The organism is Hydrogenophaga sp., assembly GCF_026125785.1.
Lineage (GTDB): Bacteria > Pseudomonadota > Gammaproteobacteria > Burkholderiales > Burkholderiaceae_C > Hydrogenophaga.
This window is the reverse complement of the sequence record NZ_JAHCKL010000032.1, coordinates 13,865-29,864: the sequence shown is the minus strand read 5'-3', so window position 1 is coordinate 29,864 and position 16,000 is coordinate 13,865. Positions and strand designations below refer to the sequence as shown.

18 protein-coding genes are annotated in these 16,000 nt (G+C 68.1%); 4 read left to right on the top strand and 14 right to left on the bottom strand.

What is annotated here, in order from left to right; all coding sequences use genetic code 11:
• Positions 1-268: 268 nt before the first annotated feature.
• Genes KIT53_RS19575 through KIT53_RS19565 form a run of 3 tightly spaced genes read right to left on the bottom strand, consistent with a single transcriptional unit; the run spans position 269 to position 1,932 of the window.
• On the bottom strand, positions 269-988 hold the full coding sequence (locus KIT53_RS19575; protein WP_297756101.1) for a YafY family protein: 720 nt from the start codon (positions 986-988) through the stop codon (positions 269-271).
• Positions 989-1,033: 45 nt separating this feature from the next.
• Positions 1,034-1,549, bottom strand: coding sequence for an EVE domain-containing protein (locus KIT53_RS19570; RefSeq protein WP_297756100.1), 516 nt, complete (start codon positions 1,547-1,549; stop codon positions 1,034-1,036).
• 5 nt (positions 1,550-1,554) lie between these two features.
• Positions 1,555-1,932, bottom strand: a complete 378-nt coding sequence (locus tag KIT53_RS19565; protein ID WP_297756098.1) for a VOC family protein — start codon at positions 1,930-1,932, stop codon at positions 1,555-1,557.
• A 161-nt stretch (positions 1,933-2,093) separates the two neighbouring features.
• Between KIT53_RS19565 and KIT53_RS19560 the strand changes: the two genes are divergently transcribed.
• Complete coding sequence (locus tag KIT53_RS19560; RefSeq protein WP_297756097.1) at positions 2,094-2,840, top strand: class I SAM-dependent methyltransferase; 747 nt, start codon at positions 2,094-2,096, stop codon at positions 2,838-2,840.
• Between the two features lie 32 nt (positions 2,841-2,872).
• On the opposite strand, the gene KIT53_RS19555 is transcribed toward KIT53_RS19560, so the two are convergent.
• From KIT53_RS19555 to KIT53_RS19520, 8 genes are all read right to left on the bottom strand, one after another.
• A complete protein-coding gene (locus KIT53_RS19555; protein WP_297756095.1) occupies positions 2,873-3,970 on the bottom strand; it encodes an NAD(P)/FAD-dependent oxidoreductase in 1,098 nt (365 codons plus the stop codon).
• A gap of 23 nt (positions 3,971-3,993) precedes the next feature.
• Positions 3,994-4,323, bottom strand: a complete 330-nt coding sequence (fdxA, locus tag KIT53_RS19550; RefSeq protein WP_297756093.1) for a ferredoxin FdxA — start codon at positions 4,321-4,323, stop codon at positions 3,994-3,996.
• A gap of 115 nt (positions 4,324-4,438) precedes the next feature.
• Positions 4,439-5,767, bottom strand: coding sequence for a GTP-binding protein (locus tag KIT53_RS19545; protein ID WP_297756091.1), 1,329 nt, complete (start codon positions 5,765-5,767; stop codon positions 4,439-4,441).
• A 62-nt stretch (positions 5,768-5,829) separates the two neighbouring features.
• Positions 5,830-6,795, bottom strand: a complete 966-nt coding sequence (gene cysD / locus KIT53_RS19540) for a sulfate adenylyltransferase subunit CysD (protein ID WP_297756089.1) — start codon at positions 6,793-6,795, stop codon at positions 5,830-5,832.
• Positions 6,792-7,541: a phosphoadenylyl-sulfate reductase gene (locus KIT53_RS19535; protein ID WP_297756087.1), complete on the bottom strand. Its 750-nt coding sequence runs from the start codon at positions 7,539-7,541 to the stop codon at positions 6,792-6,794. The genes cysD and KIT53_RS19535 overlap by 4 nt, the downstream gene beginning before the upstream one ends.
• 5 nt (positions 7,542-7,546) lie before the next feature.
• Positions 7,547-7,939, bottom strand: a complete 393-nt coding sequence (locus tag KIT53_RS19530; RefSeq protein ID WP_297756085.1) for a DUF934 domain-containing protein — start codon at positions 7,937-7,939, stop codon at positions 7,547-7,549.
• 11 nt (positions 7,940-7,950) lie between these two features.
• Positions 7,951-9,726, bottom strand: coding sequence for a nitrite/sulfite reductase (locus KIT53_RS19525; RefSeq protein ID WP_297756084.1), 1,776 nt, complete (start codon positions 9,724-9,726; stop codon positions 7,951-7,953).
• A 35-nt stretch (positions 9,727-9,761) separates the two neighbouring features.
• Positions 9,762-10,553, bottom strand: coding sequence for a sulfite exporter TauE/SafE family protein (locus KIT53_RS19520; RefSeq protein ID WP_297756082.1), 792 nt, complete (start codon positions 10,551-10,553; stop codon positions 9,762-9,764).
• A 165-nt stretch (positions 10,554-10,718) separates the two neighbouring features.
• Here KIT53_RS19520 and KIT53_RS19515 point away from each other — a divergent pair, with 165 nt between their 5' ends.
• Entirely contained in the window at positions 10,719-11,528 is an 810-nt protein-coding gene (locus tag KIT53_RS19515) for a hypothetical protein (RefSeq protein WP_297756081.1), read from the top strand.
• Here the strand turns inward: KIT53_RS19515 and KIT53_RS19510 are convergent.
• A complete protein-coding gene (locus KIT53_RS19510) occupies positions 11,521-12,675 on the bottom strand; it encodes an FAD-dependent oxidoreductase (RefSeq protein ID WP_297756079.1) in 1,155 nt (384 codons plus the stop codon). The two genes, KIT53_RS19515 and KIT53_RS19510, sit on opposite strands and share 8 nt — an antisense overlap.
• A 54-nt stretch (positions 12,676-12,729) precedes the next feature.
• Positions 12,730-13,008, bottom strand: coding sequence for an oxidative damage protection protein (locus tag KIT53_RS19505; RefSeq protein ID WP_297756078.1), 279 nt, complete (start codon positions 13,006-13,008; stop codon positions 12,730-12,732).
• A gap of 255 nt (positions 13,009-13,263) precedes the next feature.
• Here KIT53_RS19505 and KIT53_RS19500 point away from each other — a divergent pair, with 255 nt between their 5' ends.
• A complete protein-coding gene (locus KIT53_RS19500) occupies positions 13,264-14,034 on the top strand; it encodes a ferredoxin--NADP reductase (RefSeq protein ID WP_297756076.1) in 771 nt (256 codons plus the stop codon).
• A gap of 126 nt (positions 14,035-14,160) precedes the next feature.
• Entirely contained in the window at positions 14,161-14,661 is a 501-nt protein-coding gene (locus KIT53_RS19495) for a disulfide bond formation protein B (protein ID WP_297756074.1), read from the top strand.
• Here the strand turns inward: KIT53_RS19495 and argA are convergent.
• Positions 14,654-15,994 carry an amino-acid N-acetyltransferase gene (argA, locus tag KIT53_RS19490; RefSeq protein ID WP_297756072.1) on the bottom strand — a complete coding sequence of 447 codons (1,341 nt, stop codon included), beginning with the start codon at positions 15,992-15,994 and terminating at the stop codon, positions 14,654-14,656. The genes KIT53_RS19495 and argA overlap by 8 nt on opposite strands.
• Positions 15,995-16,000: the final 6 nt, after the last annotated feature.

The window sequence follows — 16,000 nt, the reverse complement described above, 5'->3', positions numbered from 1 at the left end:
GGCAGGTTGGCGTACCGGCATCAGAAACCCAAACCGGCGAGACTTGCGTCTCCCCGCCCGGGCCACCAAAAAAGGAGGCACGGACGAGAAACAGACAGCCGCCATGCCCGAGCATGGCGGCTGTCTCCACGGTTTCTGATGTTCAGGACGCCAATCCTGGTCGCACGGGTGTGTGCGACGGAAGGAGTATAGGTGCGGCTCGGCGGCACCCGTACACCCCGCCGTGTATGTCGCCGCGCGACGCCGGCTTCGCCTTCGGAGGTGTTTGTCAGGAGCCTTCTGTGAGCAGGGCCTGCGTGCCCGGTGGTGCCACGTGGCGCAGGAAGTCGCTGAGCGTCTTGCCGGCTTCTTCTCTGAAGTGTGCGTCGGGCCCGGTGAGGGCTTCCCATTGGCGGATGCGATCCAGGCGAAAGCTGCGGAAATCCGCGCGCATTTCGCACCAGGCCGCCAATGTCCAGACCTTGCCCCAGAAGAAGCAGCCCAGTGGCCGCACCGTGCGCCAGGAGTCCTGGTCTGTGGCGTCCTGGTAGGCCATGTGCACGCGTTGGCGTTGCCGTGCCGCATCGCGCAGCGCATGCAGGGCCCGTTGCACGGCGGGCTCCAGCCCCATGGGGAGGGCATAGACGGACATGCCCTGCGCGGCCGCGCGGGCGGCCGGGGGCAGCACCGACAGGATTTTTCCCAACGCCACTTGCGAGGCCTGGGCCAATGCCGGGTCCTGCCAGGCCTGGGACATGCGAACGCTGGCCACCAGCGCCTGCGCCTCTTCTTCCGAGAACATGAGCGGGGGCAAGTCAAAGCCCCGGCCCAGGCGGTAGCCGACGCCGGCCTCGCCCTCGATGGGCACGCCCTGGTGCTGCAGGTCGGCCACGTCCCGGTAGATGGTGCGTTCGCTCACCTCCAGCCGTTGCGCCAGCCATGTGGCCGTGCTCAGGCGCCGCCCGCGAATGAGCTGGACAATCTGGAACAGGCGGTCGGCACGGCGCATGGTGGTGACAGGGCAGATGTTCGGAGGCAGAGGTCCGCAGGGTGCTTACGCGGCCGGCTGCTGGAAGTGGAGCCGTTCGAGCGGCGCCTGCATGGCACGCAGGATGCGGCGCATGTCGGCGTCCCCCACCTCCAGCAAGCCGAAGCGGAATCGGTAACCCCAGTGCTGGCGATCTTCCACGAAGTCCAGCGCATCCAGCAAGGGTGCGATGGGGGCGGGCTGCACCGGCACGTAGGCCACGTCGCGGCGGTACGGCACAAAGCCGCCACCCATGTCAAAGGAATAGGCCGGGCCTGGCAGCACCAGGCCAGCGGACACGAAGGCCTGCAGCTTGTCTTGGCCTCCCCTCGTGCGGGTGGGGGCGTAGTACACCACCCGGTCGCCTGCGTTCAGGCGTTGCAGGGGCGCCTGTTTGCCATGGCACACCTGCATGAACCCGTGCTCGGGCTGGGCGCACCCGCGCAGCGCGTGTTCCTGGCACGCCACGGCAATCCAGTTGCGCCGCGGCGGGGTGGGATGCGGCGGCGTCGCGCCGGACCCAGCGCGGTATGCCCGCTTCATGGGTGTCATTGCAGCGCGTGCAGGCCAACGCGGTTGCCATCCAGGTCACGGATATGGGCGAAGAAACCCATGCCTTCAGGCAAGGCGGTGCGCGGCAGGGCCACCAGGCCGCCAGCGGCCTGGACGCGTTCCAGCGCCGCATCCAGCGATGGGCTGGCGTCCAGGTAGACCAGCGTTCCGCCGCTGGCCTGCTCCGGTGCGGTCGGCCCCATCATCAGGGCGCCACCTGTGCCGCCAGTCTCCCCGTCATAGGCAAACACGGCCCCGTCGCTGGGGCCCATGGGTTCGCGGTGCATGGGGCGCTGCAGCACGGTTTCGTAGAACGACTGGGCAGCGTCGAGGTTGCGGGTGGGAATCTCGAACCAGCTGATGGCGGTTGTCATGGGCATCTCCAGGCGGTGGTGAATGGAAATGGCATGGTAGGACGCCCCTGCTGACAGCGTGGTGTCAGTAGCCGTGGGGTCCGTCAGGAGCCGATGGAGGGACGCGATGGCATAGTCTTGGCTGTTCTTCATCTCCCCCTTTTTCTGGAAGCGACTGGACAGTGGACATCCCACGCATATTCAACATCACGGAAAGCGCGCACCGCATCCACAACCCGTTTACCCCTGACAAGTTCGTCACCCTGGGCGCGGCGCTGCGGCTGGAGCCGGACACCCATGTGCTCGACCTGGGCAGTGGTTCGGGCGAGATGCTCTGCACCTGGGCTCGCGACCATGGCATCCGCGGCACGGGCGTCGACATGAGCCAGTTGTTTTCCGAACAGGCCAGGCAACGCGCCGAAGAGCTCGGTGTCGCCGACCGGGTCGGTTTCGTTCACGGTGATGCGGCGGGTTATGTGGCCGATGAAAAGGTGGGTGTGGCGGCCTGCGTCGGCGCCACGTGGATCGGCGGGGGCGCCTCGGGCACCATCGACCTGCTGTCGAAGAGCCTGCGATCCGGAGGGATCATCCTCATTGGCGAGCCCTATTGGCGGCAACTACCGCCGACGGAGGATGTGGCGCGGGGATGCCTGGCCAGTTCGGTGGCCGACTTCCTGGTGTTGCCCGAGCTCCTGGCCTTTTTCGGTGGCCTGGGGTACGACGTGGTGGAGATGGTGCTGGCCAACCAGGACGGCTGGGACCGGTACGAGGCCGCCAAATGGCTGACCATGCGCCGATGGCTGGAGGCCCACCCCGACGACGAATTGGCGGCCGAAGTCCGTGCCAGGCTGAGCTCGGAACCCAGGCGCCAAGCCGCTTACACGCGGGAGTACCTGGGCTGGGGGGTGTTCGCCTTGATGCATCGCTGAGCCCTCGCCCGGACGGACCTGGACCCGCGGATTCAGTCGAAGCTGGGGGAGTCCACGCCCAGCACCTTGTGCAGCTTGGTGCTGGTGGTGGTGTACTGCAGTTGCACCGGGCGTTCAGGGAAGACGATGGGCATGGCGCCGAAGGCGGCGAGGGCGCATTCGTGGAAGCCGCAGAGGATGAGTTTCTTCTTGCCGGGGTAGGTGTTGATGTCGCCCACGGCGAAGATGCCCGGGACGCTGGTGGAGAACTTCTCGGTGTCCACCATGAGCTGCTTGCGTTCGATGTCCAGGCCCCAGTCGGCGATGGGACCGAGCTTGGGCGAGAGGCCGAAGAAGACGAGCAGGGCGTCCAGCGCGACCACACGGGTGACGGCGTCGGCACCGGTGACCTTGACCGTGCCGAGCCGGCCGTCGGCGGTGGTCTCGAAGCCGGTGACCTGGCCAACCATGAACTGCATCTCCATGCGCTCGCAGAGCTCGCGCATGCGGGCCACGCTGGCGGGGGCGGCCTGGAAGCCGTCGCGGCGGTGGATGAGGATGACGCTTTCGGCGCGGTGCGGGCTGTCGGGCCGGGCGAAGTCGATGGCCCAGTCCAGGGCGGAGTCGCCACCGCCCACGATGACGAGGTTCTTGCCGGCGAACAGGGCCGGTTGGCGCACACGGTAGAAGAGCTGCGCGTCTTCGAAGGCTTCGATGCCGTCGACCTTGAGGGCGCGCGGCTGGAAGGCGCCCACGCCGGCGGCGATGAAGACGGTGCGGGTGAGGAAGGTGGTGGCTTTGGCCGTGGCGACGAGGAAGCGGCCGTCGTCCTGGCGCTGCACGGTGCTGACTTCCTGCCCCAGGTGGAAGGTGGCGCCGAAGGGCTCGATCTGCTTGAGCAGCCGGTCGGCCAGTTCCTGGCCGGTGCAGACCGGGATGCCGGGGATGTCGTAGATGGGTTTGTCGGGGTAGAGCTCGACCGGCTGTCCGCCCGGGTAGGGCAGCGCGTCGATGACGTGGGCCTTGATCTCCAGCAGGCCGAGCTCAAAGACCTGGAACAGGCCCACCGGGCCCGCACCGATGACGACGGCGTCGGTTTCTATGGGGTGTGTCGTCGTCGGGCCGGCGCTCGCGCGGGTGGGGGCCGTCATGGGCGGGGGGCGCTCCGGCTGGTTCAGCGGATCAGTTCGGACAGCTTGTCGGTCCGGTCTTTCCAGTCGTCGGCGTCGGGCAGAGGGGCCTTGCGCTTGGTGATGCTTTTCCAGTTCGGCAGGCGCGCGAGCTCGGCGTTGAGCTCGGTCATGTGGAGCTGGTCCTTGGGGAGGTCTTCCTCGGCGTAGATCGCGCTCACCGGGCATTCGGGGATGCACACCGCGCAGTCGATGCATTCGTCGGGGTCGATGGTGAGGAAGTTCGGGCCTTCGCGGAAGCAGTCGACGGGGCAGACGTCCACACAGTCGGTGTATTTGCAACGGATGCAGGCTTCGGTGACAACGTGGGTCATGGTGGGTGGTCGGAATCAGGAGAATCCCGGATTTTAGGGTTTCCGGGAGTATGCGGCGGGGGCATGCCCCCACCCTTGATGCAAGTTAAGGAATGCTGCGGCCCGGCGCGGGCCGTCAGAGCACCATCAGCGCGCCGGAGGTGCGGTGGCTGGCGGTGTCCACCAGCACCAGGGCGCCGAGGGCCCGGGAACGCGCGTACGGCAGGGTGACCAGGGGTTCCTGCAGCGCCAGTTCGATGTGCCCGATGGCATTGGGTTCGAGCTGGGAGGCCTCTTCTTCGGCCAGGGTGTGGATGTCGAGCCGGTGCACGACGCGCCGCACCTTGGCCTTGACCCAGCGGTGGCCATGCAGGGCCCAGTAGACGCGGCCGGGCACCAGGGCTTCGTCGTCGAGCCAGGCCACGGTGGCGCGCAGCTCGCGGCTGCCCTGCTGGCTCTCGCCTTCCGGGCCGTCTTCGGCCAGCAGCCAGTCGCCGCGCGAAACGTCCACCTCGCGGTCGAGCACGATGCCGGCGCTGTGGCCTGCCAGCACCGCGCCGGGCTGGCGCACGTGGTTGAGCACCTGCGCCACGACGGCGCTCTGGCCGTTGGGCAGGATGCGCACGGTCTGGCCGGGTTGCACGCCGCCGGTGGCCACGCGGCCCCAGAACACACGCCGGCCTTGCGAGGTGTCGCTGGAGGCGCTGAATTTCTCCACCCACTGCACGGCGAATGCGAAGGGCAGGCCGGTTTCGGGGGCGGTCACGGGCAGCCCTTCCAGAATCTGCAGCAGCGTGGGGCCTTCGTAGCCACACCACTGGGCCTGTTCCGCGGCGTCCACCACGTTCCAGCCCTTGAGCGCGGACACCGGCACGATGGCGGTGACCGGGATGCCGGCCTGCTGGGCGAAGGCCCGCAGCGCCGCGCCGATGTGGGCAAAGGCGGTGGCGCCGTCGGCGACAGCGTCGAGCTTGTTCACGGCGAACACCACCGAGGGCACGCGCAGCAGCTTGAGCAGCAGGCTGTGGCGGCGCGTCTGGGGCAGCAGCTTCAGGTCGGCGGCCGCCCAGTCGAGCTTGGTGGCGTCCACCAGCACCACGGCGGCGTCGGCGCTGGAGGCGGCGGTCACCATGTTGCGGGTGTACTGCTCATGGCCCGGTGCGTCGCCAATGATGAACTTGCGCGCCTCGGTGCTGAAGTAGCGGTAGGCCACGTCGATGGTGATGCCCTGCTCGCGCTCGGCGGAGAGGCCGTCGGTGAGCAGGGCCAGGTCGGTCTGGCCCTGGCGCTGCACGCCGGCCAGGTGGTCCTGAAGCACGGCCTTGCTGTCGACCAGCAGGCGTCCGATCAGCGTGCTCTTGCCGTCGTCGACGCTGCCGCAGGTGATGAGGCGCAGGGCGGAGCGGGTGTCTTGCGAGAGGGATTCGCCAGGTTCAGCCCGGACGAAGGGGGTGGCAGCGGTCATGTCAGTCCTGTTTGAGTGAGGCGTCTTCGTCTGGGGTGTCGAAGGCGCGGTGCAAGGGGGCGTCAGAAGTACCCGTCTTTCTTGCGTTTTTCCATCGAGGCGTCGGACGTCTTGTCGTCCATGCGCGTGGCGCCGCGTTCGCTGACCTCGGCGGCCAGGGTCTCTATCACGATGTCGTCGGCGCTGGCGGCCAGGCTGTCCACCGGGCAGGTGCAGGTGATGTCGCCCACGGTGCGGAAGCGCACGTCGCGCACCTGCACGGCCTCGCCGTCGCGCGGCGGCGTGAGCCCGGTCACCGGCACCAGCAGGCCGCGGCGGTCCACCACCTCGCGCTTGTGGGTGTAGTAGATCGAGGGCAGCGCAATGTTCTCGCGTGCGATGTACTGCCACACGTCGAGTTCGGTCCAGTTGCTGATGGGGAACACGCGGAAGTGTTCGCCGGGTTGCAGGCGGGTGTTGAACAGGGTCCAGAGCTCGGGGCGCTGGGCCTTGGGCTGCCATTGGCCGAAGCTGTCGCGGTGGCTGAAGATGCGTTCCTTGGCGCGTGCCTTCTCTTCGTCGCGCCGCGCACCGCCGATCAGGGCGTCGAAGCGGAATTCCTCGATGGCTTCGAGCAGCGTGACGGATTGGTGCACGTTGCGGCTTTCGCCCGGGTGCGCCAGGCGCACGGTACCGCGCCGCATGGAGTCTTCCACGCTGCGCACGATGAGTTCGGCGCCGAGTTCGCGGGCGCGCTGATCGCGGAAATCGGTCACTTCGGGGAAGTTGTGGCCGGTGTCGATCATCAGCAGCGGGTAGGGAATGCGGCCGACGCCAAACGCCTTCTCCGCGCACTTGAGCATGACCAGCGAGTCCTTGCCGCCGGAAAACAGCAGCGCCGGGCGCTCGAAGGCGCCGGCCACCTCGCGCAGGATGAAGATGGTCTCTTCCTCCAGCGCATCCAAGTGGGCGTTGCTCAGGTGGTGGGACTCACCGCTGGCGTGCTGCAAGGCGGTCTGGATGACATCGGGTTCGGTGCGGGCGTTCATGTGGGGGTCCGTTGTTCTAGAGAGGAGGCCAGGGGCGTGACGGCTTGCACGTGCAGCCCGCATTCCTTGGCGCTTTCCTGTTCCCACCACCAGCGGCCGGCGCGGAAATCTTCGCCGACGCTGATGGCGCGTGTGCAGGGCGCGCAGCCGATGCTGGGGTAGAACTGGTCGTGCAGGGCGTTGTAGTCCACGCCGTGCAGGGCAATGAAGTGCCAGACATCGCCCCAGGTCCAGTCCACCAGCGGGCTGAGCTTCACGCGCCCCGGTTCCTGGACGAGTTCGCCCACCTCCGCGCGGGCGTTGGACTGCTCGCGGCGCAGGCCAGTGATCCAGCCGTCCTGGCCGGCGAGCGCGCGCGCCAGCGGCTCCATCTTGCGGATGTCGCAGCAGGCTTTGCGCAGTTCGATGCTCTGGTACATGGCCTCTTCGCCGTTCTTGCGCACGAACTGGATCACCGCCTCCTGGCGCGGGCGGAAGATCTGGACGCTGCGGTTGTAGCGGCGCTCGATGCGCGGCAGCAGCGCCAGCGTTTCCGGGTGGAGCTTGCCGGTGTCGAGCACGAAGATGCTGGCGTCCACGTCGGCCAGGTGCAGCAGGTGGGTGACCACCATGTCCTCGGCGCCCAGGCTGGAAGCCTGCGTGAGCAAAGGGTGGCGCGCGGCGGTCTCGCGCAGCAGCGCGATCGCGCGGGCCACCTTGGCGCTGAAGGTGGGCGAAGGCCGGTCGTACAGGGCGAGTGCGCTCATGTTGCTCAGGCCTCGGCGAAATGCGGCGCCGTGTGCACGGCGTCGCCCTGGTAGAAGTGCGGGTAGTGCGCGAGCAGGGCCTGGCCATGCGCCAGGTCCTGGTCGGCGCGCAGCACCGCTTGCGTGAAGCCGCTGCGCTGCATCTGCAGCAACTGGTCGATCAGCACATCGCCGGTGGCGCGGATCTCGCCCCGGAAGCCCAGGCGGCGGCGCAGCAGAAAGGCCTGGCTGAAGGCGCGGCCGTCGGTGAACTTGGGGAAGTTCAGCTCCACCACGTCGATGCCTTCCAGCACAGCCTCGCGCGGGTCGGCGTCGTTGGCGATGGCCAGGCGGCGGGCGGCGTCCTCGGCGGGTTCGAAGCTGGTGGCGCTGAAGAGTTGAAAAGAGGCTTGGCTCATGCGTGTTCTCCTCAGGCGGTGGCGCGGGCGGTCTGGGTGCGCACCGCGTTGGCGGCGGTCTTGAACGGGTCCAGCCCGGTGCGGCGCAGCGTGCCGACGAAGGTTTCCTTCTCCTGGCGCTGGGCGCGGTAGGTGTCCAGCAGGGCTTCGACGACGTCAGGCACTTCGCTGGCGGCGAACGAGGGGCCGATCACCTTGCCCGGCGTGGCCTCGCCCGAGAGGCGTGTGCCGTCGGAGCCGCCGAGCGTGACCTGGTACCACTCCTGACCATCCTTGTCCACGCCCAGGATGCCGATGTGGCCGCTGTGGTGGTGGCCGCAGCTGTTGATGCAGCCGCTGATGTGCAGGTCGATCTCGCCTATGTCGTGCAGTTCGTCCAGGTCCCGGTAGCGGCCCAGGATGGCCTGCGCCAGCGGCAGCGAGCGCGCGTTGGCCAGGTCGCAGAAGTCGCCGCCGGGGCAGGCGATCATGTCGGTGAGCAGGCCGATGTTGGGCCGGGCCAGGCCCAGGCGGCGGGCTTCGCGCCAGAGCTCGGGCAGCGCGTCGCAGCGCACCCAGGGCAGCAACAGGTTCTGCTCGTGGGTCACGCGGGCCTCGCCGGAGGAGAAGCGCTCGGCCAGGTCGGCGGCGCGTTCGAGCTGGTCGGCCGAGGCGTCGCCGGGCGCCTGGCCGAAACGCTTGAACGACAGGGTGACGGCGCGCAGGTCCGGGTTCTGGTGCGGCTTGACGTTCTGCTGCAGCCAGCGGCTGAACTCCAGGTCGTCCTCGGCGGCGGCCTTGAGGATGTGCGCGATCTTCGCGTCCGCGCTCTTGCGGTCGCAACTCAGCGGCGGCGTGACGAAGAAGGCGCTCACGCGATCGAGTTCGGCCTGGGTGATGGTGTGCGGCGCGCCGTCTTTTTCCAGGATGTCGCGGTACTCCGCCTCCACCTGGTCGGTGAAGGCCTGGCCCTCGGCCTTCACCAGGATCTTGATGCGGGCCTTGTAGATGTTGTCGCGGCGGCCGAAGCGGTTGTAGGCGCGCACCACCGCTTCCAGGTAGTTCAGGATCTGGTCCCAGGGCAGGAACTCGCGCAGCACGGTGCCGATGATCGGGGTGCGGCCCATGCCGCCGCCCACGCGCACCTGGAAGCCCAGGTCGCCGTCCACGTTGCGCAGCAGGCGCAGGCCCACGTCGTGCCAGGGCGTGGCCGCGCGGTCCTCCCGCGCGCCGGTGATTGCCACCTTGAACTTGCGCGGCAGGAAGGCGAACTCAGGGTGCAGCGTGCTCCACTGGCGCAGGATTTCCGCGAAGGGGCGCGGGTCGGCCACCTCGTCGGCGGCGATGCCGGCCAGTGCGTCGGTGGTGATGTTGCGGATGCAGTTGCCGCTGGTCTGGATGCCGTGCATGTTCACACTGGCCAGCAGATCCATGACGTCGGCCGCGCGCGACAGCGGAATCCAGTTGTACTGCACGTTCTGCCGCGTGGTGAAGTGCGCGCAGCGGTCGGGCAGGGTGGGGACTTCGGACAGGCCGGCGTTGGCCTTGGAGGTGTCGTTGTCTTCCTTGTGGTCGAATTCGCGTGCGATCCTGGCCAGCACGCGCAGTTGCGCGCTGGAGATCTCGCCATAGGGCACGGCCACGCGCAGCATGGGGGCGAAGCGCTGCACGTACCAGCCGTTCTGCAGCCGCAGCGGCTTGAATTCGTCTTCGCCCAGCGTGCCGGCTTGCCAGCGGGTGAGCTGGTCGCGGAACTGGGCGGCACGCAGGTGCACGAACTGGCGGTCGAATTCGGAGTACTGGTACATCGTCGTGGAGGTCGTTCGGGTTCTGGAAAACGGAATCAGATGGCGATCAGCTTGATGCCGGCATACGCCAGCAGCAGCGACAGGCCGGAGCGCACCAGGCGCTCGGGGGTGTGGCGCATCAGGCGCGTGCCCAGCCAGATGCCGGGCAGCGAGCCCGCCAGCAGCTTGCCCAGCAAAGGCCAGTCCACCGAGCCCAGGCTGGCGTGGCCCAGGCCGGCCACCAGCGTGAGCGGCACCGCGTAGGCGATGTCTGCGGCCACGATGCGCGGAAGCGGCAGCAGCGGAAACAGCAGCAGGAGCACGGAGACGCCGATGGCGCCAGCGCCCACGGAGGTGAGCGTGACCAGGGTGCCGATCACGGCACCGAACAGCACGGGCAGGCTCCAGTGGCGGGCTTGCGTGGCCCGTTGCAGGTCGGTTTCCGGCAACTGGCGCGGCAACTGCCGGCCGCGCGCGGCCTTGTAGAACATGGCCGCGGCGGTGAGCAGCAAGGCGGCGCCCAGCGTGCTGGTCATGACCGACTGCACCACCGCGCTGGCCGGCCCCAGCCGGTGCAGGACCAGGAGCGTGAGCAAGGCCGCCGGCAGGCTGCCGGCGCACAACTGCCCCACCACGCGCCAGGGCACCAGGCGCTGGCGCGCCAGGCTCAGGGTGCCGCCGGACTTGGTGATGGCCGCGAAGAGCAGGTCCGTGCCGACCGCCAGGTACGGTTTGACGCCGAAGAAAAAGATCAGGATGGGCGTCATCAACGAGCCGCCACCGACCCCCGTGAGGCCCACGATGAGTCCCACGGCAAATCCGGCCAGGATGAGGGCGATATCAGGCATGGCCGTGACTGTAGGGATGCAGCGATATATCCCAAACGATTTTTTGTTCATGGATATATAGCTGCCGGCTATGAGCAATGCCCGCCTGCGGTCAGTGCCATTTTCGTTTGCCGTTCATCATTCAAAATCGACCGCACATCGCTTGCACGTCGTAACATTCGCCCCATGCAGAAACAGCGCATCCTGGTCAGCGTGGTTGGGTTCTCCGACGTGGAGCGGCACGCCCTGAACACCATCTTTCGCCTGTCCCAGGACCGGGAGATCGTCTATGCGCCCTGGGCGCCAAGCCTGCCCGCAGGCCCCACCGGGCCTTCGCTGGCCCAGGTGGCGCTGGTGGATGGCGAGAGCGCAGAGGCCGTGCTGTCGCATGCCAAGGCCATGCCGGCAGGCCAGCGCTTGATCTGGGTGGGGCCGGACGCGCCGGAGCACGCCTGGCGCGTGCTGGACCGCCCGATCGCCTGGGCCGACGTGCTGCACGACCTCGACTCGGTGTTCGCGGCGCACCAGGTGGATTCGGGCCTGCTGGATCTGGACATCACCGCGCCCGCGCCGCTGTCGCTGGACCTCGATCTGGACATGGCCTCGGGCATGGAGCCGCAGCGCCGCGCGCTGGTGGCCAGCGAGGACCCCCAGGAGAGGACCTACCTGCGTACCCGCCTGGCGCTGGCCGGCATCGTGCATGTGGACGAGGTGGATGAGACCGAGGTCGCGGTGGACCTGCTCGGGCGCCATACCTACCTGTGCGGTGTCTTCAACCTGGACGACCACCACATCGACACCTGGTCGATCATGCGGGTCTTCGTGCAACGCAACCCGCATGCGCTGACCCTGGCCACCAGCGAACTGGCCGGGCCGCTGGCCGGCTGGTGGCGCCGGCGCCGGGTGCGGCGCGACGTGCACCGCGTGGGCGTGACCGCCTTGCTGGCGCGGCCGTTGCAGCCGCGCCAGGTTTCCGAGTGGCTGGACCTTATCTAACCTGAACCTGCCGGCGCGCCTGCCGCCAGGCAAAACGCGCCGGGTCGAGGGCACGGACGAGGTCGGGTTCCAGTGGCGAGGCGTCTTCTTCCAGCCTGGCGGCCAGCAGCGCGGCGCACAGCGGCGCGAGCGTGATGCCGCGTGAGCCGAACGCGGTGCACAGGTGCAGGCCCGGCAGACGCGGCATGTCTTCCAGCGCGATGCGCCCGTGCCGGCCCCGTGCGCGGGCCAGCTCGTCGTTCAGCGCCACCGTGTCCACCGCTGCTCCCACCAGGGGCAGGCGGTCCAGCGAGGCGCAGCGCACCTGTGCCCAGCCCAGCAGCGCGCCTCGCGCCTGTGTCTGGCGCATGCGTTCAGCGGCTGGCGGGCAGAGTGCCTGCAGGCTGCTGGCGTTGGCCGCGTGTGCCTCATCGCTCAGGTGCGTGCTGGCGTCGCCCCGGGTGTAGGTGGAGCCCATGGCCCAGATGCGGGCTGGCCAGGCGGGCGGCAGCCCGCTGTCGTCGTAACGGGGCACGAAGACGCCGTTGTCGCGCCGAGGCCTGTCGGCCAGTGCTTCGCCGTCGAGCGCCGCAAGGCTCATCTGACCCTTGACCGGCCGCAGCGGCAGGTGCGCTTGCGGTAGCAGGCCTTCGCCGGTAGTGAGCAGGGCGAGGCTGTCGAAGGCCGCGGCCACCACCAGCACCGGCGCCTGCGCCAGAACGGAGCCGGTTGCGTCCAGGGCCTGCCAGGCCTGGTCGCCGGTTCTCGCGAGGCCGTGGACAGGTGTTCGCCACCGTGCCTGCAGGGCCGGCCCGGCCTCATCCAGCCAGGCATGCACCAGGGCGCCCGGGCGCACCAGCGCGGCGGGCCAACGGCCCTGGTCGTGGCCCAGGTTGTCGACCTCGCAGGCCTGCCAGCCCTGGCCTTGAGGCAGCAGCCGCTGCAACTCGCCACGGGTGGTGTCCACGCCCAGCGCGCTCAGGCGCGACAGCGGTGTGGGCGCGCGTGTGACGTGTGGGCTGAGCATGCCCACCGGCAATGCGGAAGCGCCACGGGCGGGGCCGTCGGCCGCCTCCAGCAGGGTGATGCGCCAGCCTCTGCGTGCCAGTTGGGCGCAGACGGCGGCGCCGGCCAGGCCGGCACCGATCACCAGGGCATGGCGGGACATTTCGGTCGATGCGGGGAGAGCGGTGCGGCCAGGCGTCGGCGCGCCGCGAGGGCCTTATTCGCCCTGGGGCGGGGGCACGTAGCCAGCGGCTGCGTCGGCGCCTTCGCCGAAGAAGTGCTTCTCCATCTGGCGGGCCAGGTACTGGCGCGCGCGGGCGTCGGCCAGATTCAGGCGGTTCTCGTTGAGCAGCATGGTCTGGTGCTTGAGCCACGCGGCCCAGGCTTCCTTGCTCACGTTTTCGTACAGGCGCTTGCCCATCTCGCCCGGGTAGGGGGGAAAGTCGAGTCCTTCGGCTTCCTTGCCGAGCTTGATGCAGTGGACGGTGCGTGCCATGGCGTTCCTTGGGGGCTTTAATAGATGATCTGGTTATAACGAAGCGAAGAAATTGTTCGTTCTCGAACTTTTCAATCGCCGGCATGATGCCGGCTTCGCTCGCGGGTGCTGGCGTGTGGTCTTCTGGCCCGCCGACCGAGCGCCACTGTAGCAAGGTTTGCACGGGAGCCGTGCGGGAACGGGGTCAAAGCCGCGACCGGGGCAGGGTGGGCGACTTTCTACAATACGGGTTGTCCCTAACACTGGATCGTTGTCATGAGTGCATTTCAGGAAGAGCGCGTGTTGAGTGTCCACCACTGGACCGACCGGCTGTTCAGCTTCACCACCACGCGCGACACCTCGCTGCGTTTCTCCAACGGCCACTTCACCATGATCGGCCTGCGCGTGGACGGCAAGCCGCTGTTGCGCGCCTACAGCATCGTCAGCCCGAACTACGCGGATCACCTGGAGTTCCTGAGCATCAAGGTACAGGACGGCCCGCTGACCTCGCGGTTGCAGCACATCCAGGTGGGCGACAGCATCATCGTGGGCCGCAAGCCCACCGGTACGCTGCTGATCGACTACCTCCTGCCAGGCAAGCGCCTGTACCTGCTGGGCACGGGCACCGGGCTGGCGCCGTTCCTGAGCATCGTGCGCGACCCCGAGACCTATGAGCGCTTCGAGCAGGTCATCGTGGTCCATGGCGTGCGCCAGGTGAACGAGCTGGCCTACCGGGAGTTGCTCTCGAACGAACTGGTCAAGGACGAGATCCTGGGTGAGCTCGTGCAGGGCAAGCTGCTGTACTACCCCACCGTGACGCGCGAACCCTTCATTCACCAGGGCCGCATTCCGCAACTGCTCGGCGACGGTGTGATCGCCAAGGACCTGGGCGTTCCGCTGCTCAACCCAGCCGAGGACCGTGTGATGATCTGTGGCAGCCCGGAGATGCTGCGCGATCTCAAGGCGCTGTGTGAAAAGACCGGCCTGAAGGAAGGCAACACCACCACGCCGGGCGACTTCGTCATCGAGCGCGCGTTCGTCAGCTGAGTGGATGTGCGGCCCCGGGGAACTTGCGGCGCCCGCCCTGTCTCACTGAGCTGTTGTCCTGATTCCGCCAGCTTTCACGGGGTTGTCCTCTTGTTCTCCAGCCTGTCTTCTTCTTCGTCACGTTCCGTGTTCGCGAACCATCCCCGCCGTCTTCTGGGGCTGACCGCCCTGGCCTGCGTGGCCCTGCTGGCATTTGGCCTGTACCTGCAGCACGTGGTCGGCCTGGAGCCTTGCCCGATGTGCATCGTGCAGCGCTATGCGCTGGTGGCGGTGGCGGTGGCTGCGGGGTTGACGGCGCTGTTCCAGGGCCGTCGGGCGCGCTACGGCGGCGTGGCGGTCATCGGGCTGCTGGCCGCGTTCGGTGCCTTCGTGGCCGCGCGGCAGAGCTGGCTGCAGTGGAACCCGCCGGAGATCATGGCCTGCGGCCGCGACTTCTTCGGGATGATCGAGGCTTTTCCGCTGCGCCGCGCCATTCCCATGATCTTCCGCGGCACGGGCGACTGCTCGGTGATCGACTGGACGTTCCTGGGCCTGTCGATCGCGAACTGGTCGTTCCTGTGCTTCAGCGCCATCGTCCTGCTGGCGTTGGCCCTGTGGGTGAAGCGCCCGGCGGCGACGCTCAACTGAGCTTCTTCACCAGCACCTGGCTCTTGCGGTCCCAGTTGTACTTGCGCTTGCGCGCCTCGGGCAGCCAGTCCGCGTTGACCTGCACGAAGCCGCGCTTGATGAACCAGTGCATGGTGCGGGTGGTGAGCACGAAGATGCTCTGAAGACCCTGTGCGCGCGCGCGTGCCTCGATGCGCTTGAGCAAGCGTTCGCCGTCGCCCTGGCTCTGCGTGTCCGGTGAGACGGTGAGGGCGGCCATCTCGCCGGTGCGTTCCTCGGGATAGGGGTAGAGCGCGGCGCAGCCGAAGATCACGCCGTCGTGCTCGATGATGGTGTAGTTGCCGGCGTCGCGTTCGATCTCGTGGCGCTCGCGCTTGACCAGGGTGCCGTCCTTTTCGAACGGTTCGATCAGCGCCACGATGCCGCCCACGTCGTCGATGGTCGCCTCGCGCACGCTCTCCAGCTTCTCGTCCACCACCATGGTGCCGATGCCGTCGTGCACGTAGATCTCCAGCAGGAGCGAGCCGTCCATGGCGAAGGGGATGATGTGGCTGCGCTCGACGCCGCCTTCGCAGGCGCGGATGCAGTGCTTGAGGTAGAACGCCGGGTCTGTGGGCTGGGTGGGCAGCGGCAGGCTGGCGACCAGGCGCTTGGCGTCGGCCAGGGGCAGTTCGGTGTCGATCTCGCTCTCGGGATCGTTGGCGTCCGCGCGGATGCCCGGCACCTCGGTGAGGAAGATCAGCTTGTCGGTCTGCAGCGCCATGGCCACCGAAGTCGCCACGTCTTCCATGGTCAGGTTGAAGGCTTCGCCCGTGGGGGAGAAACCAAACGGCGACAGCAGCACCAGGGCGCCCATGTCCAGCGTGCGTTGAATGCCCTCGGTGTCCACCTTGCGCACCAGGCCGGAATGCTGGAAGTCCACGCCGTCGATCAGGCCGACCGGGCGGGCGGTGAGGAAGTTGCCCGAGATCACGCGCACCCGCGCGCCGGCCATGGGCGTGTTGGGCAGACCTTGGCTGAAGGCGGCCTCGATCTCGTAGCGCAATTGGCCGGCGGCCTCCTGCGCGCAGTCCAGCGCGACGGAGTCGGTGATGCGCATGCCGTGCGAGTACCTGGCTTCGTGGCCCTTGAGCCGGAGCTGCTCGTTGACCTGCGGGCGGAAACCGTGCACCAGAACGATCTTCACGCCCATGGCCTGGATCATCGCCAGGTCCTGCGCGATGGAGGCCAGCTTGCCCGCCGCGATGCCTTCGCCGGTCAGGCCGATCACGAAGGTCTGGTTGCGGAACTTGTGGATGTACGGCGCCACCGAGCGGAACCAGGGCACGAAGGTGAAGTTGAAGACGGTGGACATGGGTGG